Below are 19,457 nucleotides of genomic sequence, written 5' to 3' on the forward strand. Positions count from 1 at the left end.
TTGCTTAAACAAAAATATTTAAAAACTTTTTTTGCCCTAAATTCGGGAACAAAACACAAGCATCTGATAAAACAAACAAGAAATTAGAGCTGTTTGACCCAGTTTACGGCATTTTGAAAGATTTTAAACCCGTCTCCCTCGTCAGCCAGGTTTTCTGTTGTCCATCTTGGGTGTTGTTTGGCGGAGATGAATCGTTCGGGGTTGGGGATAAGCCCCAAAATACGCCCGCTCTTATCACAAATTCCGGCGATTCCGTTTAAAGAGCCGGTGGGGTTATCGGGATATTGCATAGTTGATATGCCGCACTCATCCGCATAATACAAGGGAACATCAATAGATGCCAACTCCCCGGTATCGGTCATAAATCTGCCCTCGCTGCAAGCAACCGGCAGATACATCTTTTCGATTCCTTTCGTAAAAACACAACTGCTTTCGGGGTTAACTTTTAAGTTTACCCAGCGGCATTCGAATTTACCGGAAGCGTTGTATGTTAGGGTGGCTTTAGGCTGTTTACCGAACATGGCCGGATCAGGCAGCAGGCCGCTTTTAACAAGCGCCGCAAAGCCGTTTGAGATACCGAGGATTAACCCTCCGTCTTCAATAAAGGTTTTTATCTCATCGTTAAGCGCGGTACTTATTTCGCCGGCAATCACTTTACCCGAACCAAGGTCGTCGCCGTAGGTTAAACCGCCCGGCAGTACCAAAATCCGGTAATCTTTTAATAATTTGGCTTTTTGTTTAAGTTCGTCGATATGTACAATCGAAACACTCGCCCCCGCTTTTTCAAAAGCAACAGCGGTTTCCGCTTCGCTTGCCGTGCCCGGTGCCCTTAATATCAGTGTTTTTATAATACTCATTTAAACATTTACCATCCCAGCGGTTTTTGCCAGGCTTCCTTTAAATTTTCTATCTCGACTTTTGAAATTACATCATTATTGAGCCCGATTATTTCTAAGGTACTAACGGCGGTAACTTCGCCGATACGGGCAAAAGGTGCATCTCCCAGTGTTTTCTCAAACTCCGCAGCATCACACGGGGCAACTTCCGCCAAAAAGCGGCTGTTGGATTCGGAGAACAAAATATAATCGTCGCGAGTAATTTCTTCTCCCAGCGGAACATTTGCAAGTTTTACGGTGGCGCCTAAACCTCCGGCAAACGCCATTTCGGCAATCGCAACCCCCAAGCCGCCTTCGCTAAGGTCATGGCAGGCCTGAACCAAGGATTTGGCGGTGGCTTTACTGAGGTTATCCATTATGTTTTTGGATTTTTGGGCATCCACAATGGGTACGTCATTCCCCAAGAATCCGATGGTCTTGTAGTATTCGGAGCCGCCCAGCTCTCTGTAGGTATCTCCGATAATATAAATATAATTACCGGCTGCTTTAAGGTTCATACTGATGGCCTTATTAACATCTTGCATAATTCCCATCGCCGATATTAAAAGCGTATCGGGGATGGCGGTTGTAACTCCGCGGTATTGGAATTCATTGTGCAAACTGTCTTTACCTGAAATAAAGGGTGTACCAAAAGAGATTGCCATATCGTAACAAGCCTGGCAGGCACGCACCAAAGACCCCAATTTCGAGGGGTTGTTGGTATTCCCCCAGCAGAAGTTATCTAATATTGCGACCCTTTCAAGGTTACCGCCGACGGCAACAATTTGCCTTAAGGCTTCATCAATTACCGAAGCCGCCATCCAGTAGGGGTCAATATCACCGTATTTGAAATTGATTCCGTTTGAGACGATAACACCCTTATCGGAGTCAGAGAGCGGTTTTATAATCGCGGCATCACCGGGGCCGTCGTTATTTTTGCCGACTAAGGGTTTTAAAACGCTCATTCCCAGCACTTCATGATCGTACTGACGGATAAACGACTCCTTGCTGCAAACGTTCCAGGAGCCGAGAATCGTTAACAGTGATTCCGTAATATCGGGGCAGATATCTTTGGGCTCGATACAGCTTGCTTTGTACCATAATGCCCTTGATTCAAGCTGAGGGCGTCCGTTATGCAAGAATTCCATATCGAGGTCGCAAACCTGATTGCCATCAAAAAAGAGTTGAATCTTCTGATTATCCGTAAACTCACCTATTACCGCAGCTTCGGTATTTTCGGAGGCAAAGAGAGCCAAGAGTTCATCGACTTTATCAGGCGGAACCGCCATAATCATCCGTTCCTGTGATTCGGATATCCAGATTTCCCAATAGGAGAGCCCTTTATATTTCAAGGGTACCTTATCTAAATAAACCTTGGCGCCGGTTTCAGCGCCCATTTCTCCGACAGCCGAAGAAAGGCCGCCGCCGCCGCAATCGGTTATCCGAACAAACAATTCTTTATCTCTGGCTTGCAAAACGGCATCAATTAAGTTTTTTTCAACGATAGGGTTTCCGAAGGGGATGGAGCTAAAGGTGGCCCCGCCGGGGTCTTTACTTAGTTGTTCGGAGGCAAAGGAAACGCCGCGAACGCCGTCACGGCCGGTTCTGCCGCCGGTAATTACAATTAAATCCCCTGTTTTTTGTTGACCCATTTGCGAATACTTTTTGGGCATTAAGCCGATTGAGCCGCAAAAAATAAGTGGGTTGGCGGTATAGCGCTTATCGAAACAAAAAGTTCCGTTACCGGTTGGGATTCCCAATTTACCGCCGTAATCGGCAGCACCGGCATGCGCCCTCTTCAGTACGTAGCGCGGGTGTAAAACGCCTTCCGGTAATTCTTCGTAGGGCATATCCGGGTTCCCGACACAAAAAATGTCGGTATTAAAAATCGGTTTGGCGGAGAGACCCGTTCCGAGCACATCACGTACAACTCCGCCGATTCCGGTGGCCGCTCCGCTGTAAGGCTCAATCGCCGAGGGGCGATTATGGGTTTCGGCTTTAAAACAGAGCGCCCATTCATCGTTAAATTCGATTACCCCTGCATTATCTTTAAAAACCGAAAGACACCAGGGCTTATTGAGCTCTTTAGTGGCTTTGGCAATTGTTTCCTTAAAAAGATTATCGACAATCTCCCCGTTGTAATTAATTTTGCCTTTAAACGTTTTGTGGCAGCAGTGCTCTGACCACGTTTGAGCAAACGTTTCCAATTCGGCATCGGTCGGGTTGCGTCCAAGTGTGGAGTAGTATTCCTTAATCACCCCAATTTCCTGGAGATTAAAGCCAAAATTACAAGCAACCTTGGCCAGTTCTTCATCGTTTTTATCCAGTATTTCGATATGCTTCAGTTCAAAACAATAATCGGCATTTTCCGAAAAAACAACTGAACCATCGCTAACGACATGCTGGATAGCGGAGTTAACCAGCAGGCGGCTGCAAATTAAATCTGTATCTTCGGGGCCGAGATCGCCTTTAATTAAGAATTTTTTGGAGGTTTTAACGGCCTTAACCTTTTTGATTCCTATATCGTGAATCGCTTTCAGAGTGGTTTCTTCGACCGGGTCGGTAATGCCGGCGTTATAGGTAACTTCTACGGCATACCATTCGTCGGTGTCGGGTTTTTTGATTGCGGAGTCGTAGCTGTAATCTTGTGTAACGGGGTCTGCCAGCAGTTTTGCGCAGATGAATTCAATTTCATCTTTTTCAAGTGCGGCATTTAACCGATAAACATCAACTACACGTACATCGGAAACATTGCCTACACCCAATTCGGCAATATCTTTTGCTAACCTTTGTCCGACGGAATCGGGGAAAGATTCTTTGATACGGACTTCTATTTTATGCATTATTTGTCTCCTCTGTATAATTTGACTCTTTTATAACTAAAGCGATTACGATCCCCTTGATGAGAGCATTTGGTCTTCAGGGATTTGTTTAATTTCGATTCCGGGCATGGCCTCACCCAAGTTTCGGCTAACCTCGGCAATAATTTCGTAGTTTTGATAGTTGGCGACCGCTTTAACAATGGCTTTAGCCCTCTTTTCGGGGTCTTCCGATTTAAAGATGCCTGAGCCGACAAAGACACCCTCGGCGCCGAGCTGCATCATTAAGGCGGCATCGGCCGGTGTGGCAACACCTCCGGCGGCAAAGTTAACAACGGGTAGTTTACCGGTATCGCGGACTAATTTAACCAGTTCGTAGGGAGCGCCGTTTTCTTTGGCGAAGGTAATCAATTTTTCTTGCGGCATGCTGGCAAGCTCTCTGACGCTATCGGTAACCGTTCGCATATGCCTCACGGCTTCAACGATATTACCGGTGCCGGCTTCGCCTTTGGTACGGATCATTGCGGCTCCCTCGGCAATACGCCTTAAGGCTTCGCCGATATTGCGGCAACCGCAAACGAAAGGCACCTTGAAATCGTGCTTCCAGACGTGGGTGGTTTCATCGGCAGGGGTTAGTACTTCGGATTCATCGATAAAGTCAATGCCGATTGATTCTAAGACTCTTGCTTCAACAAAATGACCGATACGGCATTTAGCCATAACGGGGACAGAAACGGCCTTCATAATATTTTCAATAACGGAGATATCGGCCATGCGGGCGACGCCGCCTGCGGCACGGATATCGGCGGGCACTCTTTCGAGGGCCATAACAGAGCAAGCGCCTGCAGCTTCGGCGATTTTGGCTTGTTCGGGATTAACGACATCCATAATAACGCCGCCTTTAAGCATTTGGGCGAGTCCGGATTTAACTTTGTAAGGGTTGGATTCCATGAAAAAACTCCTTTAATAATTGCATAGATTATTGTACCCTTAGTACCTTAGTCATATCAAGCAAAACGACTTGCCGTCCGTTCGTAATTCCTCATTTTTTATGCGCTTTTTTCAAAAAAAATACTTAAAAAAAGGGCTCTCGCATCGGGGGTATCGGTCTTTTTCTGACTTAAAAATGACCCGATACCGTTAACGGTTATAAATAGTGCTATAATGCTTGCGGAGGGCTTATTTGATGGCAGAACCGAAGATGCAAACACTTATTGACGGTGCCCGGGAAATGGGGTTTCCCCTTAATCCCGCGCAGCTGGAACAGTTTGCGATTTACTATCGTGAGCTCTTGGACTGGAACAGCCGCATCAATTTAACGGCTGTAATCGATATCGAAGAAGTTCAAAAAAAACACTTCTTGGATTCTTTGACTTTGGTTAATTTGATAACAAAAAAAGCACCCCGGAACGCTCGGGTTATTGATGTAGGGAGCGGCGCCGGTTTCCCTGGAATTCCCTTAAAAATAGCCTTACCCAATCTCGAAATGACACTTCTTGAATCGACCAATAAAAAGGGGTTGTTTTTAAGCGATATCATTAATAAACTTGGCTTAGATAATACATTTGTAGTTACCGCGCGGGCGGAAGAGATGGGGCAAAACCTTAAGCTGCGCGAGAAGTTTGATGTTGTCGTATCGCGTGCCGTTGCCAACCTTTCTGCGCTGGCGGAGCTGACCCTGCCTTTTTGTTCCGTTGGTGGTTTTCTTATTGCACAAAAAAAGGGAGAGATTACCCTTGAATTGGAGCAATCTTTAAAAGCGATTGAAATCCTTGGCGGAGGCTTACCCCATATTGAAAAAATTGATTTAAGCGCTATTAACGATGAGCGCCTTTTGATTGTTATCGATAAAATAAAACCGACACCGGAAAAATATCCGCGCCGTAACGGCATTCCGCAAAAGAGGCCTCTGGGTTAATTAAAAACATTTTGATATAATGTCATCGGTTGCAAGAGGTTTAAAATGGATAATGGTACAAAAAAGACTGTTTTTACTCTTGGGCATTCCACCAGGCCGATTGAGGAGTTTATTCTCCTGCTTACGGAAAACAATATCCAAAAAGTGGTTGACGTACGCACAATCCCCCGCTCAAGGCATAACCCCCAGTTTAATGCCGACAGCCTCCCCGAATCATTAAAAAAAGCGGGGATTGCTTACCAACATATGGCGGGGTTGGGAGGCTTACGCCATACCCTCAAAGATTCAATCAACATGGGCTGGCACAACACCAGTTTCCGCGGGTTTGCCGATTATATGCAAACACCGGAATTTGCCGATAGTTTGCAAGAACTAATTACACTTTCGCAAAAAGAGATAATTGTATTAATGTGTGCCGAAACACTTCCTTGGCGCTGCCATCGGTCGCTTATCGCCGATGCCTTAACTATACGCGATATCCCCGTTGAGCATATCTATAACCACACGACCCGCAAACCGCATGAGCTTACCTCTTTCGCTCGCGTTAACGGTAACACGATAACTTACCCCGCCTATGAAGAATAGTCATCCAATTTTTCGGTTATCTTTGAAAGAATACGGTGTGTTAAATTGCGGAATGAAAATATCTGTGTTATAGTTTCCTTACAAATGCAGTCACAATAAGACCGCTAGGGGAGCAATACGGCTGAGAGTCCTGAGATTATCGGGCAACCCTAATTACCTGAACTCGGTAATGCGAGCGTAGGAAAGCGGACATCAAGAAACCAGAGTCCGGTGTTTCCGCAGCTCTGGTTTTATTGTTTTAAGGAGAAAAATGACACAGCTTGAACTGGCAAGAAAAGGAATTATTTCCAAACAAATGGAGGCAGTCGCCCAAGCCGAAGGGGTAGAGGCGGATTTTATATGCCAAGGGGTGGCCGAAGGCACAATTGTTATCCCCGCCAATATTAACCACACGGCGCTTATCCCCTGCGGTATCGGCAAGGGGTTGAAAACAAAGGTCAATGCCAATATCGGTAATTCTTCCGACTACGGCGACATCGCAAGCGAACTTAAAAAACTGGCAATGGTTATTGAAACGGGGGCCGATGCGGTAATGGACCTTTCCACAGGCGGGAATGTCAACGAAATTCGCCGCGCCATTGTTAATAAAAGCACAATTGCAATCGGTACCGTTCCCGTCTATCAGGCCGGGTTGGAAGCAACCAAAAAACACGGTGCGATTGTGAATATGACCGCCGATGAATTATTTAACGTGATTGAAGAACATGCCAAAGACGGAATTGATTTTGTTACAGTTCATTGCGGTGTTACCCGCGAATCCGTTGAAAGGCTGCAAAAACAGACGCGCGTTACCGACATTGTGTCGCGCGGCGGCGCTTTTATGATGGGCTGGATGATTCACAACCAAAAAGAGAATCCGCTTTACGAGCATTTTGACAGGTTACTGGAAATTGCTTTGAAATACGATGTTACTTTAAGCCTCGGTGACGGTATGCGCCCCGGTAGTTTGTGCGATGCCACCGATCGGGCACAAGTGCAAGAATTGATTATTCTCGGCGAGTTGGTTAAAAGGTCGCGCGATGCCGGTGTGCAGGTAATGGTGGAAGGGCCGGGGCACTTACCGCTTAACCAAATTGAAGCTAACATTACATTACAGAAAACAATCTGTGAGGGGGCTCCTTTTTACGTTTTAGGGCCGCTGGTAACCGATGTAGCCGCCGGTTACGACCATATTACCGGTGCAATCGGCGGTGCAATTGCCGCCGCTGCCGGAACGGATTTTCTTTGCTATGTAACACCGGCCGAACATTTGTCGCTCCCCAATATCGAGGACGTAAGGCAGGGTATTATTGCCTCGCGCATAGCGGCGCATGCCGGTGATATCGCCAAGGGTGTTAAGGGCGCCATCGAATGGGACAGACAAATGTCACTGGCACGTAAAAACCTTGATTGGGAAGAGCAAGCACGCTTGTCGCTTGACCCCAAACACCACAGAGAGGTACATGCCCAGCACGCCACATTCGGTAAGGCTTGCAGTATGTGCGGGGATTTTTGCGCGATGGAGCTTACGGCTAAATACCTCGACGTGCCGATTCATAAATGCTAACCTTTTTTAACTAATCCGAGAACCCGCTCATTGGTGTGAGCGGGTTTTTTGTTGCCTTCCGATAGCTAAAATGGGCATAAATCGTTTATAATTTATCTTATGGATAAGCCGAAGTATTTTGACGATGCCGATAAGCTTTTTTCATCCCTGCCTAATTTGCCCCCGCCGGTCGAAAAACCCGTACTTGTCCTTCTTTGCGGGCTGCCGGGAACGGGGAAAACCTATTTCGCTCAAAAACTTATTAAACGAGTTCCGGCGGTAATATTGGAAAGTGATTCTTTGCGGCGGATTTTAACTTCTATCCCGGATTACAGTCAGTCGGAAAGCACGCGTCTTTTTAGCGCTATTCATTTTCTTTCTCAAAAATTATTAAAAACGGGGCATTCCGTGATTATCGACGCCACAAATTTAATTGAAAAACAAAGGAGACATTTTTACGATATCGCCGCTTCAGCGAGAGCAAAACTTGTTATTGTTCGAATCGATGCGCCTGTGGGAATTGTTCAAAACAGGTTGAAAAAAAGAAAAGAGATGTCCGTTAGCCGATCGGATGCCGATTGGGGCGTATATCTGGAAATGGCAGAATCATTTGATAAAATCAAGCGTAAGCATTATTCTGTAGATACGTCCGTTGATTATACAGAAATACAATCTTAAAGAAGATGATACAGAAAGGGGAATAAATTGGATATTAAAATAATTAGCGGTGAAATTACCAAACTAGAAACCGGTGCGGTGGTGCTGGGGATGTTTGAAGGTGGGAAAGCGTTAGGGCACGAGCTTGGTATTTTAAACAGAAAGCTTGGCAGGGTTATCAGCACAGCGCTTGAAAACGAAGAAATTAAAGGCAAAGCCGGTGAGATAAATATTTATAATTCTTTGGGCAGAATCCCAGCCAAATATGTTGCGGTGGTGGGGCTTGGTAAAAAAGAGGATTTCAAGCTGGATAACTTGCGTGCCGCTTTGGCGGAATGTTGTCGTGCGCTAAGACAAAAAAAGGTTTCGGATATAACCGTGCTTACCAAGTTTAGAGTCGGCGGCAGGAGATTTTCCGCTCAAGATTATGCTCAGGTTGTTACTGAAGGCGCTGTCTTGGGGCTTTATGCTTTTAGAAAGTATTTTACCAAAGAAAACGATTTTACCGAAGCTAAAAAGCTGACCCTTCTGGCTCCTAAGGCCGAATTGGTTTCCGAGATTAAAAAAGGCAGCGCCAAAGGGAAAATAATTGCCGATGCGGTTTGTATGGCAAGGGACATGATAAATGAACCTGCCAATTATTTAACGCCTGCCGTAATGGCTGAAATCGGCCGGAAGATTGCCGCGGATAACAATTTGGAAATAACCGTTCTTGAACGTGAAGATATGCAAGAGCTCGGCATGGGGGCGTTACTGGGGGTTGCTTTAGGATCCGTCCAGCCCCCTAAAATGATAATTATTAATTACAAGGGCAGGAAATCCAACGAGATAGATTTAGCCTTAGTCGGTAAGGGCATTACCTTTGATACCGGCGGCATCTCTTTAAAAACCGCTACAGGAATGGAAGAGATGAAAAGCGATATGTCGGGCGGGGCTTCCGTTTTGGCGGCAATCAGCGCTATCGCCCAATTGAAATTAAAAACCAACGTTACTGCCGTTGTTCCCACGGTTGAGAATATGCCCGACGGTGCGGCAATCAGGCCGAGCGATGTGCTTAAGGCTTTAACCGGTAAAACGATTGAAATTATTTCGACCGATGCCGAAGGACGCTTGATATTAGCCGATGCCTTGGGGCATATTAATAATTCCAAACCGAAAGCGATTGTTGATGTTGCGACACTGACCGGGGCATGTGTTGTCGCATTAGGTAAGCAATGTACCGGTGTAATGGGGAACAATCAATCTTTAGTAGATAAAATTATCGAATCCGGCGTTACAACCGGCGAGGCTATCTGGCAATTACCGCTTTTTGAAGATTACAGAGAGAACATTAAAAGCGATGTTGCCGATATTAAAAACGCGGGCTCAAAAGGCGCCGGAACAATTACGGCAGCCCTGTTCCTTTCCGAATTTGTGGGTGACACCCCTTGGGCGCACTTGGATATTGCCGGAACCGCTTTTACGGATGCCAAAAAAAAATATAACGTTAAGGGCGGCACCGGTGTGCCGGTCAGAACACTGGTTGACCTGGCGGCAAAAATGTCTGCTAAATAGAAAAATCTTTGGATCTTAAGTTATAACGGTGAGTAAAGCCCCGTCAGCCGGGGTTTTACTCTGAAATTAGGGTTCTGATTTAAATTAAAAAGGGTTTATGATGACAGAAAACAGCGGCAGTATTTATATGTTTTCCGGTAAAGGCGGGGTCGGTAAAACGACTTGTACCGCCGCAACGGCGTTGCATCACGCATCGCTGGGTAAAAAGACACTGGCTATTTCGACCGATGCCGCGCCGTCCCTTGCCCATATCTTTGAAGTAAAAAATGCTGAAAAACCGGCTCAAATCACCGATTCGCTTTTTATCGATGAAATCGGTACACCCGAAGTCGAAGAAATGTGGGATCAAAAATTCGGCAGGGAAGTTTACGAAGTATTTTCATCAATCGTATCTTTGGATTACGATTCATTTAAAGAGTTTATGTCCTCAATGTTACCGGGGCTGGCCGATGAGTTTATGGTCGATTATATCCGTGAACTCAAACTTAGCGGTAAATACGAATCCATAATCTGGGATACCGCTCCGCTGGGGCAAACGCTGGCGCTCTTACATACTCCGTCGATGTTAATTGAACATTTAAGGCTGGCGCCGCGCATTTATTCCAATTTTAAGTTTGGTCAAAAACAAAAAAGCTCAATTATGGAGATAATTAAAGGGTGGCAAAAACTGTCTCAGGATTGCCTTGATTTCTTGCGCGCCGAAGTCCGTTTTAATATCGTAACAATTCCCGAGGCGCTGGCATTTGAGCAACTGGAGAACGTTTTTAGTGAAATGGATAAAAACGGTTTTAAGATAGGGCAGTTGGTAATCAACAATGTAATTAAGGCTGATGAATCGCAGTTTTTAAAATCCAAAGCTGCTCACCAAAGGCAATATCTTGATTTGATACACACAAAGTTTTCCGATACAAAAATAATTGAAATGCCGATGCGCCCTTATGAAATTAAAGGAATCGAGCGCTTAAAAGAGGTTCAAGAGGCCCTTTTTTAGAGGGGGGAGTTCTTTTTGTGCTTATCCCACTGCCTGTAATATTGTTTTTAGACGGTAAATCAATTACTATTATAGTGCTCTGGCAGCAGATGCGAAATTAATTAAGCAATAAAACTATGAAGTCAAAAGCGGAACTGATTCAAACATCAGAGTTTTTTGCCGGGCTAAAGGCCGATGAGCTTGATCCGATAGTCAATCTGATTATCGAAAAGAGGTATGGGCGAGATGATATCCTCTTTTTTGAAGGCGATGCCACCGAGTCTTTAATCTTTTTGGCTTCGGGCGTGGTCAAAATATTCAAAACATCCCCTGATGGTAAAGAACAAATACTGGCGATTGCGCATCCCGAAGAAACGCTAAACGAAGTTCCTTTATTTAACGGCGGCCTAAATACCACCACCGCGCAGGCGATGATGCCGGTTGTGGTTTATGCTATCAGTAAAAGAGATATCGATTCGTTAATGGCTAGATATCCGCTTGTAGCCTCAAACGTTATCCATATCTTGGCTAAAAGAACACGCCAACTGGTTAACCTGGTTGAGGAGCTTTCTTTTAAGAGGGTTAACAGCCGATTAGCCGGGATATTACTGGAAAATGCGATACTGGACGGGCAAGCCGGCGGTGCCAGGCTGACCCAACGCGATATGGCGGCAATGGCAGGGACCGCCCGTGAAGTTATTAGCCGTTCGCTTAAAACAATGGAAGATGACGGAATTATCAGTTTTGACAAACACAGGCTTATTATTAACGACAGAGACGCATTAAAAAGGGTTGCGGAAACCTATTCATGAGATAAATGTCACATACAAACGGAAATAATAGGTATACAATACAGATATATTTGAGGTAGGATGCAGTGTTTTTAATGAAACCGGAAATAGATAAAGAAAAATGCACCGGCTGCGGCTTGTGTGTTGAGGTGTGCCGCGAGAACGGCATTACCGTCATTGATAGGGTTGTTGTTGCCGTCGATGGGGTTGAGTGTGACTGGTGCGGTATCTGCGAAGCGGTATGCCCTGAAGGTGCGATATCCTGCCCGTTCCAAATCGTTTTTGTCTAACGAGGGCCTCCCTTCGTTTCCTTTTATTGTTTCCCCTTCGTTCCCATGTTTGATTCCCTCTTTTTTTTCGTATTTTCAAAAAAGTTTTTATTTTGCGACTAAAGTTACATATATTTTTTTGATACGGCGTTAAAATGTTGGTGTTAAATAAAAAAGATCGTTGCAAACCTTGAATCAAATCCCGTAGTCAACGAAAAAGGGGGGCCTGAAATGGTGATGTGGAAAGCAAAAAAATGCCCCAAATGCGGGGGCGATATGTACATAGATATCGATGAAGATATGTGGTTTGACCACTGCTTGCAGTGTGGCTATATGCAGAATCTGACACAGGTGTTATGCGATAAGTGCGGTGAAATGGTTGCCGTTACCACCGAGGGCGGTAAACAGTGTTATCACTGCGAACAGTGCGGCAATAACACAATGCCCTGCCATTCGCTGCGCTGAAAAAGTCTTTCTCCCTTAAGGATTCGGTCCCGAGAGGAGCTTTTCTAAAACCGCAATCTTGCTTAAGCCGTCAATCGCAATCAGTTTGTTCTTAGAGGTGTGTCCTTTTACAATCTCCAAGCTGCTTTTACTGATACCGAGCAGACGGCTTAAGTAGTTTATCAGCTCTTTATTCGCCTTGCCTTTTGTTGGCGGGGCGTTTATTTTTATCCGTAGTACATCGTCTTGCATCCCGACAATTTCATTTTTAGATGCCGCGGGGGTAATTTGCACCGCTATTTTAGCGTTTGTTTCGCCGGTTTCCTGTAAGTCCAGCGGCATTTGTCGGGTCGGTTTTTTTGCCAATTTCAGTTCTCCCGTCTGCTAATTTTACATCTGTTCTTGAAAAGAGGCCGATAATATGTTTACAATCAGAAGGAATTGGAATATGCTGATACCGACAGTTACAAATAATACTAACGGTATCAAGATAACTTAACAACTTTGAGGGTAAAATGCAAGAATTGGCGTATGAAATCGGTAAATTACTTCGAGATAATAAGCTTACTTTAGGTTGTGTTGAATCGGCAACCGGCGGGTTAATTGCATCTGTAATTACCGAAATTCCCGGCAGTTCCGATTATTTTAAGGGAGCAATAATATCTTACAGCAACGAGGCCAAAATAAACCTTGTTAAAGTCAATAAAGAAACGCTTGATAAGTTCGGTGCGGTTAGCCCTCGTGTTGCTGAGGAAATGGCGCTTGGCGGCAGAAGGGTGCTGGGGGTTGATATTTGCCTGTCGGATACGGGGATTGCCGGCCCCGGCGGGGCAACCGATAAAAAGCCGGTTGGCCTTTTTTATATCGGGTTATCTTGCGAAAAAGGCACCTTTAACCGCAGGCTAAACCTAATTGGGAATCGCAGCGAAAACAGAAAAGCGGCTGCCGAAGCGGTTCTGTTATGGCTTAAAGAGTATCTTCTGGGGGCCAGGTAGGTGCTAAAATCCCTGATTTGCGGATGGCTTACATAAATAACTTAAGGTATATCCAATAAACAAGCGTGTTAACGATTGTAAGCGGTATACCGATTCTTACAAATTCCCCAAACGGGATATTGACGCCGCCTTTATTTTCCGCATTTTGTATAATTATCACATTGCTTGCGGCGCCTAATATTGTAAAATTTCCGGCAATGGTGCTTCCGGCAGCCAATACCATTAAACCGTATGTGCCCACACCCGAATGCAACAGTATCGGCAGGTAAAGTGCCACCGGCGGCACGTTGGAAAGCAATTATTCCAGTCGTTTATTCGGTAGCCAATCCCGAGATAATATCCGTCTTCTCTGGTCTTTACTTCACACTGCGGTCCAACAGTAGGCGGTTTAATAAAACCCGCCCTATCTTTCGTTTGGCTTTAATATCTTCGCTTAAACCTTGGGTAAGCCGACGAATCATAATTATTAGGAATAAAACCGCAAATCCGGCTGTGATTTCCGTTGGTTTGTTTAAAAGATAGGCAATAAAAGGTAATATTAAGAAAGATAACGCCACACCAATCGGCAGTGCATCGGATGTTCCGGCTCCTTTCGTAAAACGGGTGCGGGTACTTTGTTCTTTTATCCTTAATAATCTGACAAGTTTTGAAAGTATACCGATAAAAGCGGGAATAAGAGCGATTAAAGTTATCGAATATGTTAGTGTTACCGCCATTCCCAACCCGACGGTATTTCCTTTTTCCCCGTCGAAGCGGGAAAAAACAGGCCACATCTGTCCGGCCACGGCAACCAGCCCGCAGGTCACAACCAGCCATAAATCAAGCCCTACGGCATAACAAATTAAAACGGTTACAATTCCTTTAAAAACGTCCGCCAGTACCCCCACTATACCCCATAAAGGTCCGGCTCCCTGCCAGAGGTTCATATGCAGGTCTCCGTTAGTATCCAGTTTATGGAGTTTGCATAAAAGATAAAGCTGGGGGAATGCGCCGATAAAGTAAGAAACGACTACCATGGCAATACCGGTAAACATAGTATAACCGTCCTTTTACGTTGTTTTAAATTGATGAATTGTACAGCAAGTTTATAATTGATAGCAATTCGATTTTTGATAACAGCCCTAATTGCCGATATTTAAGTATGGTGTTATACTCTTACAAATTCAATTTAGAGAAAACAGAGAGGAAAAGGGTTTAATGATAAGAAGGATTGACGGCCGTAATTACAATGAACTGAGGCCGGTCAGAATTACCCTCGGATATCAGAGCTTTGCGGAAGGCTCGGTTCTGATTGAGATGGGCAAAACCAAAGTAATTTGCGCCGTTAGCGTTGAAGAAAGGGTTCCCGTTTTTTTAAAAGGCAGCGGAACGGGCTGGATAACGGCAGAGTATTCGATGTTACCGCGCTCCACCAACACCAGAACACAGCGCGATTCATCGTTAGGCAAGGTTTCGGGCAGGAGCCAGGAGATACAACGCTTAATCGGGCGCTCACTGCGCGGCGTGGCAGACCTGTCGGAGCTTGGTGAAAGATCCCTTTATGTCGATTGCGATGTTTTGCAGGCTGACGGCGGCACGCGAACAGCTGCAATTACGGGTGCTTACGTGGCGCTCTACCAGGCGATGAATACACTGGCCAATATGGGCATTATCTCCTCAATTCCCTTAAAATGCGCGGTTGGCGCCGTTAGCGTCGGGATTGTTAACAATAATGTTTTATTGGACTTATGCTACGATGAAGACAGCAAAGCCCAAGCCGATTTTAATATCGTAATGACCGGTAACGGCGAATTTGTTGAAGTACAAGGTACGGCAGAGGGCAAGCCGTATTCTAAATCCACTTTTGATGAGGTTTTATCTCTGGCAGGGGATGGAATTACCGAGCTTTTTAAAATCCAACAGGAAACAATCGACCAAATCAGAAAGCTTTAATTCGAGAGGTTTCGTTAAAAAATTTAGGGACGGCATTTTGCGCCGTCCCTTTTTTATAAATTCGTCTAAATCTATCGATAAGTCAAAGCGTTCTTATCGGATAGCTGCCAAATAAGCTATCCGCGAATTTGCCCGTTGCCGAAAATTATCCATTTGTAGGAAGTCAGCTCTTTTAATCCGAGCGGTCCTCTGGCATGCATTTTCTGGGTACTGATGCCCAGTTCCGCTCCCATCCCGAACTGGCTGCCGTCGGTAAAGCGGGTGCTGGCATTGGCATAAACGCAGGCGGCATCAACTTCGTTTAAGAAACGCATCGCCGAATCGTAATTCTCGGTCACAATCGCTTCGGAGTGGCCGGAACCGTATTTATCAATATGGTCAAGGGCTTCGTTAAGAGAGCCGACCACCTTGATAGCGATAATAAGGGCTAAAAATTCCTTCCCCCAATCTTCTTCGGCAGCCGGGTTTAATTTTACGTTTAAACCGCAATTTTGCAGTATGGCGGTTGATTTTTCGTCACAGCGCAGTTCCACCGAAGCCTTGTTAAGTTCGCTAACAACCGAAGGTAAGTATTTTGCGGCGATATCCTGATGCACCAGCAGCGTATCAAGCGCATTACAGACGGTGGGGCGTTGTACCTTGGCGTTATAAACAATCTTGGTTGCTTTTTCAATATCCGCCGATGCGTCAACATAGGTATGGCAAACACCGATACCGCCGGCAACTACCGGCATTGCGGCATTCTCCTTAACAAATTTAATCAGACCCGCACCGCCGCGAGGAACAATCATATCGATATAATTCGACATTTTCAGCATACGGTCTACCAGAGCGCGGTCGGTATTTTCAACAACCTGCACCACTTCTTCGGAGAGCCCCGCCCGTTTTATGGCCCCGCGAATTACCTTTGCCAGGGCAATATTGGAATTGATTGTTTCCTTACCGCCCCTTAAAATACAGCCGTTACCGGATTTTATACACAGGCTGGCGATATCGATTGTCACGTTGGGGCGGCTTTCGTAAATAGCGCCGATAACCCCCAGCGGTACGCGTTTTTTACCGATTTGCAACCCGTTTTCAATGGTGCGCATTTCGATTATCTCACCGACAGGGTCGGGAAGTTCGGCAACGGTCAGAACATCTTTGGCCATCCCTTGCAACCTTTCCTCGGTTAACAGCAAGCGGTCCAGCATGGCGGTATTCATACCTGATGCTTCGGCTTCAGAATAGTCTATCTTATTTGCAGCCAAAATAGCGTTACTGTTAGAGAGTAAATCGGCGGCAATATTTTTTAAGGCTTGATTTTTTATCGGCGTGCCAACGTAGGCCATGCGTTTTGAAGCGGTTTTAGCGGCCTTGGCAATATTTTCTAATTCAGTGTAGGCTTTCTCCATTCTCTTATCCCCCTTTAAAGATAACAGTCTCTTTTATTATAACCGCCAATCTAAGTAAATGGAAATATTAAATTATGATGCTGTTTTTATCGGGTAACAGCACTCGATGCGCTTTTCAAAATCTTAAATCCGCTTTTTGTTAATGCCCTTGTTATATCTTCTGATACCGGCGATAATATCGGGTTTCATCACACAATTTCGGAAAATGAAATTCCCTTTAATTAAGTCGTTCCCATAAAAGTGTATATCTTTTTTACGGCTTTGTTCGGAAATGTTCGTATCAAAGCCTATTGCCTGTTTGATATCGGAGGCAATACTGTTACCGCAATTTGCATAGATTTTGGATTTGCCGTTCATGGTGAACCCGGCTTTTTTCATTAGCATACCCATTATGCCGGGCATATATTCAAGTTTTCCGGTACTGTTGACATATATTACGGGGGTGCCAAACGTGTTGACATACGTGTTACAGAGATAGTCGTTAGTCATCCTCTCTTCGGTATCTTTTTGGGGGTTTGCAGGCGAACCGTGAGGGAATACAATCATTGCGATTTTTTTATCTTTAATATTCTCATAGAAATTTCTGCGTCTTGCGTCGTAGCAAATTGCAACCGCTACGTTGCCAAAAGGCGTTGCGATAGTATTATCAAAGCGGCCTCTTTTAAAGACCGCCGCCTCTCCCTCGTTTTTGGTAACAACCCCGTACACTTGTTCTTCACCTGCAATCAGGTAACGATTAAAATAGTCGCCCTTATCATAATCAATATACCCGACCCCTACATATGAACGATACCTTTTTGCTATTTTGATTGCCCAAGCGGAGGTATCTTTCCCACAGTCGTCAGCATACTGCCATGCTGCTTGACTTGCCATATAGCTGCATATCGCCATTTCCGGCAGTAAGATAATATCGGGTGACGGGAGTCCTGAAATTAGGGATTCAATATACTCTTTGCGTTCGGCAATCCCTTTTATATCGTTATTTAACTCTAACGCAAAAATTCTCATGAATTTACCCCTCACATTTACCCCGTGTTCCGAAAAGTTTCCCTGAAGCAATAAGAAAGCAGATTTTAAAGGCTATCTAACAATTATTGAAACTAAAACTTTCGTTTCGCATTTGCAGTCTTAGGACGTCAATCCGGCTTAGGGCATTCGGATTCGGTGAGGGTTAGAATAACAAATTTTTTGCAACGGAAAAGCTTATTCCAAATCCCCGATTCCGGTAAAAACGTAGCAAAACAGCGGCGAAAGCCCGTAAACGGCACGGTTGACCTTTTTTCGGAGCGAACACCTGCCTCTTTTACCGTCCGCCAACTCTATAACGTATCCGTTACCTTCTTTGATTTTCTTATATTCAGTGAGGGTCAATTCCCCCCACCAATTTTGTGAAATCCCGTTAAAATATTTGTAATCCACTTCCGCAACAAGTTCCCCGTCGCTGCCGTATAATTTTCCTTGGCTCATTTGTACCCCTTTTCAGAATATAGTTAAAGTATAATAAGGTTATTACGATGAATGACCTCGGCTCCCAAGTCGTGCCCCAATAATGATGCAATCTGTTTGGAATGCGCTCCCATAATAACTTCTACATCGGCGGAGTTGTAATTGGATATCCCGCAGCCGATACGGCCTCCGTCCATGTCTAAAATATTAACAATGTCACCCCTTTGATATTTACCTTGGCTTGCGCGTATTCCCGCCGCTAAAAGGCTGCCGTTTTTCTGTTTTAAGGCGTTAACAGCCCCCTCATCTACGGTTAACTTACCCTTAACGGATAATCCGCTGACCATCCAGCGCTTGCGGCTGTCAATATGTTTGGATGTCGGAAGAAAAAGCGTGCCCACTTCTTCGCCGGCGGCTATTTTCTGCAGAACCTCGGGCTCATATCCGTTAGCAATGATAACCGAAATGCCGGAAGAGGTTGCCAGTTTAGCCGCCTCAATCTTGGTAATCATTCCGCCGGTGCCGATTTTGGTGCCGGCTTTACCGGCCAGTTTTTCGATTTGCGGCGTAATATTTTCGATTTGCTTAATAAGGGTGGCATCTGCATTACAACGCGGGTCCGCGGTGCAGAGGCCGTCGATATCGGTTAAGATTACCAGTAAATCGGCATCAATTAAATTGGCAACAAGCGCCGAAAGGTTATCGTTATCACCGAATTTTTTATCATGCAGTTCGTCAAAGGCAACGACATCATTTTCGTTGATAATGCCGATAATCTTTAATTCCAATAAGTTCAAAAGGGTGCTGCGCGCGTTGAGATATCCGTCTCTGTCCGAAAGGTCGGCTTTGGTAAGTAGGGCCTGAGCAATAACAATTCCATGTTCGTCAAAGAGTTGTTCATAGGTGTTTATCAGCCTAATTTGGCCGACTGCCGCCAGCACCTGCTTGTAAGGGATACCCTTAACGGAGCTGGATTTACCCAGCTTGTGCCTTCCGGCAACAATGGCTGCCGAGGTTACAATTACTATTTCCAGCCCTTGTTTATACAATGCGGCTATCTGGGAAACAATTGAGGACATCATATTGATATCAAGGGATGAACTGCCGTTTGTCAGCAAATTCGAACCGAGTTTGACTACTATTCTTTTATAGGGCAAATCTGTCTTGTTCATTCCTTTCCTCAATCTACCAAATCTTGTATTGTAATAATTATATCAATCGCCTTCAGGTTGGACAAGCAAGCGTTGTATGTTAAAATTTATTAAGAGGGCTAGTTGCGGGAA

The 19,457-nt window shown here is 45.1% G+C and carries 21 protein-coding genes and 1 riboswitch; of the genes, 11 read left to right on the forward strand and 10 right to left on the reverse strand.

Annotated elements, in window-relative coordinates:
• Positions 1-83 precede the first annotated feature (83 nt).
• Genes WC958_00985 through pdxS form a run of 3 tightly spaced genes read right to left on the reverse strand, consistent with a single transcriptional unit; the run spans position 84 to position 4,645 of the window.
• On the reverse strand, positions 84-857 hold the full coding sequence (locus tag WC958_00985) for a phosphoribosylformylglycinamidine synthase subunit PurQ (GenBank protein ID MFA5628829.1): 774 nt from the start codon (positions 855-857) through the stop codon (positions 84-86).
• A gap of 8 nt (positions 858-865) precedes the next feature.
• Positions 866-3,718 carry a phosphoribosylformylglycinamidine synthase subunit PurL gene (gene purL, locus WC958_00990; protein ID MFA5628830.1) on the reverse strand — a complete coding sequence of 951 codons (2,853 nt, stop codon included), beginning with the start codon at positions 3,716-3,718 and terminating at the stop codon, positions 866-868.
• Between the two features lie 45 nt (positions 3,719-3,763).
• Positions 3,764-4,645 (reverse strand): pyridoxal 5'-phosphate synthase lyase subunit PdxS, encoded by an 882-nt coding sequence (pdxS, locus tag WC958_00995; GenBank protein MFA5628831.1) that lies wholly within the window; start codon positions 4,643-4,645, stop codon positions 3,764-3,766.
• 235 nt (positions 4,646-4,880) lie between these two features.
• Between pdxS and rsmG the strand changes: the two genes are divergently transcribed.
• From rsmG to WC958_01040, 9 genes are all read left to right on the forward strand, one after another.
• On the forward strand, positions 4,881-5,612 hold the full coding sequence (rsmG, locus tag WC958_01000) for a 16S rRNA (guanine(527)-N(7))-methyltransferase RsmG (GenBank protein MFA5628832.1): 732 nt from the start codon (positions 4,881-4,883) through the stop codon (positions 5,610-5,612).
• 45 nt (positions 5,613-5,657) lie between these two features.
• Positions 5,658-6,197 carry a DUF488 domain-containing protein gene (locus tag WC958_01005; GenBank protein ID MFA5628833.1) on the forward strand — a complete coding sequence of 180 codons (540 nt, stop codon included), beginning with the start codon at positions 5,658-5,660 and terminating at the stop codon, positions 6,195-6,197.
• Positions 6,198-6,293: 96 nt separating this feature from the next.
• Positions 6,294-6,398: riboswitch (TPP riboswitch) on the forward strand.
• Between the two features lie 49 nt (positions 6,399-6,447).
• Positions 6,448-7,743: a phosphomethylpyrimidine synthase ThiC gene (gene thiC, locus WC958_01010; protein ID MFA5628834.1), complete on the forward strand. Its 1,296-nt coding sequence runs from the start codon at positions 6,448-6,450 to the stop codon at positions 7,741-7,743.
• A 99-nt stretch (positions 7,744-7,842) separates the two neighbouring features.
• Positions 7,843-8,400: an ATP-binding protein gene (locus tag WC958_01015; GenBank protein ID MFA5628835.1), complete on the forward strand. Its 558-nt coding sequence runs from the start codon at positions 7,843-7,845 to the stop codon at positions 8,398-8,400.
• 27 nt (positions 8,401-8,427) lie between these two features.
• A complete protein-coding gene (locus WC958_01020; GenBank protein ID MFA5628836.1) occupies positions 8,428-9,933 on the forward strand; it encodes a leucyl aminopeptidase in 1,506 nt (501 codons plus the stop codon).
• A gap of 97 nt (positions 9,934-10,030) precedes the next feature.
• Positions 10,031-10,924: an ArsA family ATPase gene (locus WC958_01025; GenBank protein ID MFA5628837.1), complete on the forward strand. Its 894-nt coding sequence runs from the start codon at positions 10,031-10,033 to the stop codon at positions 10,922-10,924.
• A 116-nt stretch (positions 10,925-11,040) separates the two neighbouring features.
• On the forward strand, positions 11,041-11,715 hold the full coding sequence (locus tag WC958_01030; GenBank protein MFA5628838.1) for a Crp/Fnr family transcriptional regulator: 675 nt from the start codon (positions 11,041-11,043) through the stop codon (positions 11,713-11,715).
• 74 nt (positions 11,716-11,789) lie between these two features.
• Entirely contained in the window at positions 11,790-11,984 is a 195-nt protein-coding gene (locus WC958_01035) for a 4Fe-4S dicluster domain-containing protein (GenBank protein ID MFA5628839.1), read from the forward strand.
• 210 nt (positions 11,985-12,194) lie between these two features.
• Complete coding sequence (locus WC958_01040; GenBank protein ID MFA5628840.1) at positions 12,195-12,428, forward strand: hypothetical protein; 234 nt, start codon at positions 12,195-12,197, stop codon at positions 12,426-12,428.
• Between the two features lie 15 nt (positions 12,429-12,443).
• Here WC958_01040 and WC958_01045 read toward each other — a convergent pair whose 3' ends face one another.
• Entirely contained in the window at positions 12,444-12,773 is a 330-nt protein-coding gene (locus WC958_01045) for a DUF167 domain-containing protein (protein ID MFA5628841.1), read from the reverse strand.
• A gap of 149 nt (positions 12,774-12,922) precedes the next feature.
• Between WC958_01045 and WC958_01050 the strand changes: the two genes are divergently transcribed.
• Positions 12,923-13,402 carry a CinA family protein gene (locus tag WC958_01050; GenBank protein MFA5628842.1) on the forward strand — a complete coding sequence of 160 codons (480 nt, stop codon included), beginning with the start codon at positions 12,923-12,925 and terminating at the stop codon, positions 13,400-13,402.
• Positions 13,403-13,430: 28 nt separating this feature from the next.
• On the opposite strand, the gene WC958_01055 is transcribed toward WC958_01050, so the two are convergent.
• Both WC958_01055 and WC958_01060 read right to left on the reverse strand, forming a co-directional pair.
• Entirely contained in the window at positions 13,431-13,700 is a 270-nt protein-coding gene (locus WC958_01055) for a hypothetical protein (GenBank protein MFA5628843.1), read from the reverse strand.
• A 58-nt stretch (positions 13,701-13,758) separates the two neighbouring features.
• Positions 13,759-14,436 carry a glycerol-3-phosphate acyltransferase gene (locus WC958_01060; GenBank protein MFA5628844.1) on the reverse strand — a complete coding sequence of 226 codons (678 nt, stop codon included), beginning with the start codon at positions 14,434-14,436 and terminating at the stop codon, positions 13,759-13,761.
• 163 nt (positions 14,437-14,599) lie between these two features.
• Here WC958_01060 and rph point away from each other — a divergent pair, with 163 nt between their 5' ends.
• Positions 14,600-15,334, forward strand: a complete 735-nt coding sequence (gene rph, locus WC958_01065) for a ribonuclease PH (protein ID MFA5628845.1) — start codon at positions 14,600-14,602, stop codon at positions 15,332-15,334.
• Between the two features lie 116 nt (positions 15,335-15,450).
• Here the strand turns inward: rph and WC958_01070 are convergent, their stop codons facing one another.
• The 4 genes from WC958_01070 to proB form a co-directional block, all read right to left on the reverse strand.
• Positions 15,451-16,728 (reverse strand): glutamate-5-semialdehyde dehydrogenase, encoded by a 1,278-nt coding sequence (locus tag WC958_01070; GenBank protein ID MFA5628846.1) that lies wholly within the window; start codon positions 16,726-16,728, stop codon positions 15,451-15,453.
• Between the two features lie 123 nt (positions 16,729-16,851).
• Positions 16,852-17,736 (reverse strand): carbon-nitrogen hydrolase family protein, encoded by an 885-nt coding sequence (locus WC958_01075; protein MFA5628847.1) that lies wholly within the window; start codon positions 17,734-17,736, stop codon positions 16,852-16,854.
• Between the two features lie 195 nt (positions 17,737-17,931).
• Positions 17,932-18,195, reverse strand: coding sequence for a hypothetical protein (locus tag WC958_01080; GenBank protein MFA5628848.1), 264 nt, complete (start codon positions 18,193-18,195; stop codon positions 17,932-17,934).
• 23 nt (positions 18,196-18,218) lie between these two features.
• The gene (gene proB / locus WC958_01085) at positions 18,219-19,346 is read right to left on the reverse strand and encodes a glutamate 5-kinase (GenBank protein ID MFA5628849.1); all 1,128 of its coding nucleotides are present in this window, start codon (positions 19,344-19,346) and stop codon (positions 18,219-18,221) included.
• Between the last annotated feature and the right edge of the window lie 111 nt (positions 19,347-19,457).

Source organism: Dehalococcoidales bacterium, from assembly GCA_041656115.1.
In the GTDB taxonomy this organism is placed as follows: domain Bacteria; phylum Chloroflexota; class Dehalococcoidia; order Dehalococcoidales; family UBA5627; genus UBA5627.

Excerpts from the sequence above, each read along its gene's own strand:
- WC958_00985 (MFA5628829.1), bottom strand. The coding sequence starts at position 857 with ATGAGTATTATAAAAACACTGATATTAAGGGCACCGGGCACGGCAAGC.
- purL (MFA5628830.1), bottom strand. The coding sequence starts at position 3,718 with ATGCATAAAATAGAAGTCCGTATCAAAGAATCTTTCCCCGATTCCGTC.
- pdxS (MFA5628831.1), bottom strand. The coding sequence starts at position 4,645 with ATGGAATCCAACCCTTACAAAGTTAAATCCGGACTCGCCCAAATGCTT.
- rsmG (MFA5628832.1), top strand. The coding sequence starts at position 4,881 with ATGGCAGAACCGAAGATGCAAACACTTATTGACGGTGCCCGGGAAATG.
- WC958_01005 (MFA5628833.1), top strand. The coding sequence starts at position 5,658 with ATGGATAATGGTACAAAAAAGACTGTTTTTACTCTTGGGCATTCCACC.
- thiC (MFA5628834.1), top strand. The coding sequence starts at position 6,448 with ATGACACAGCTTGAACTGGCAAGAAAAGGAATTATTTCCAAACAAATG.
- WC958_01015 (MFA5628835.1), top strand. The coding sequence starts at position 7,843 with ATGGATAAGCCGAAGTATTTTGACGATGCCGATAAGCTTTTTTCATCC.
- WC958_01025 (MFA5628837.1), top strand. The coding sequence starts at position 10,031 with ATGATGACAGAAAACAGCGGCAGTATTTATATGTTTTCCGGTAAAGGC.
- WC958_01030 (MFA5628838.1), top strand. The coding sequence starts at position 11,041 with ATGAAGTCAAAAGCGGAACTGATTCAAACATCAGAGTTTTTTGCCGGG.
- WC958_01035 (MFA5628839.1), top strand. The coding sequence starts at position 11,790 with ATGAAACCGGAAATAGATAAAGAAAAATGCACCGGCTGCGGCTTGTGT.
- WC958_01040 (MFA5628840.1), top strand. The coding sequence starts at position 12,195 with ATGGTGATGTGGAAAGCAAAAAAATGCCCCAAATGCGGGGGCGATATG.
- WC958_01050 (MFA5628842.1), top strand. The coding sequence starts at position 12,923 with ATGCAAGAATTGGCGTATGAAATCGGTAAATTACTTCGAGATAATAAG.
- WC958_01060 (MFA5628844.1), bottom strand. The coding sequence starts at position 14,436 with ATGTTTACCGGTATTGCCATGGTAGTCGTTTCTTACTTTATCGGCGCA.
- rph (MFA5628845.1), top strand. The coding sequence starts at position 14,600 with ATGATAAGAAGGATTGACGGCCGTAATTACAATGAACTGAGGCCGGTC.
- WC958_01070 (MFA5628846.1), bottom strand. The coding sequence starts at position 16,728 with ATGGAGAAAGCCTACACTGAATTAGAAAATATTGCCAAGGCCGCTAAA.
- WC958_01075 (MFA5628847.1), bottom strand. The coding sequence starts at position 17,736 with ATGAGAATTTTTGCGTTAGAGTTAAATAACGATATAAAAGGGATTGCC.
- WC958_01080 (MFA5628848.1), bottom strand. The coding sequence starts at position 18,195 with ATGAGCCAAGGAAAATTATACGGCAGCGACGGGGAACTTGTTGCGGAA.
- proB (MFA5628849.1), bottom strand. The coding sequence starts at position 19,346 with ATGAACAAGACAGATTTGCCCTATAAAAGAATAGTAGTCAAACTCGGT.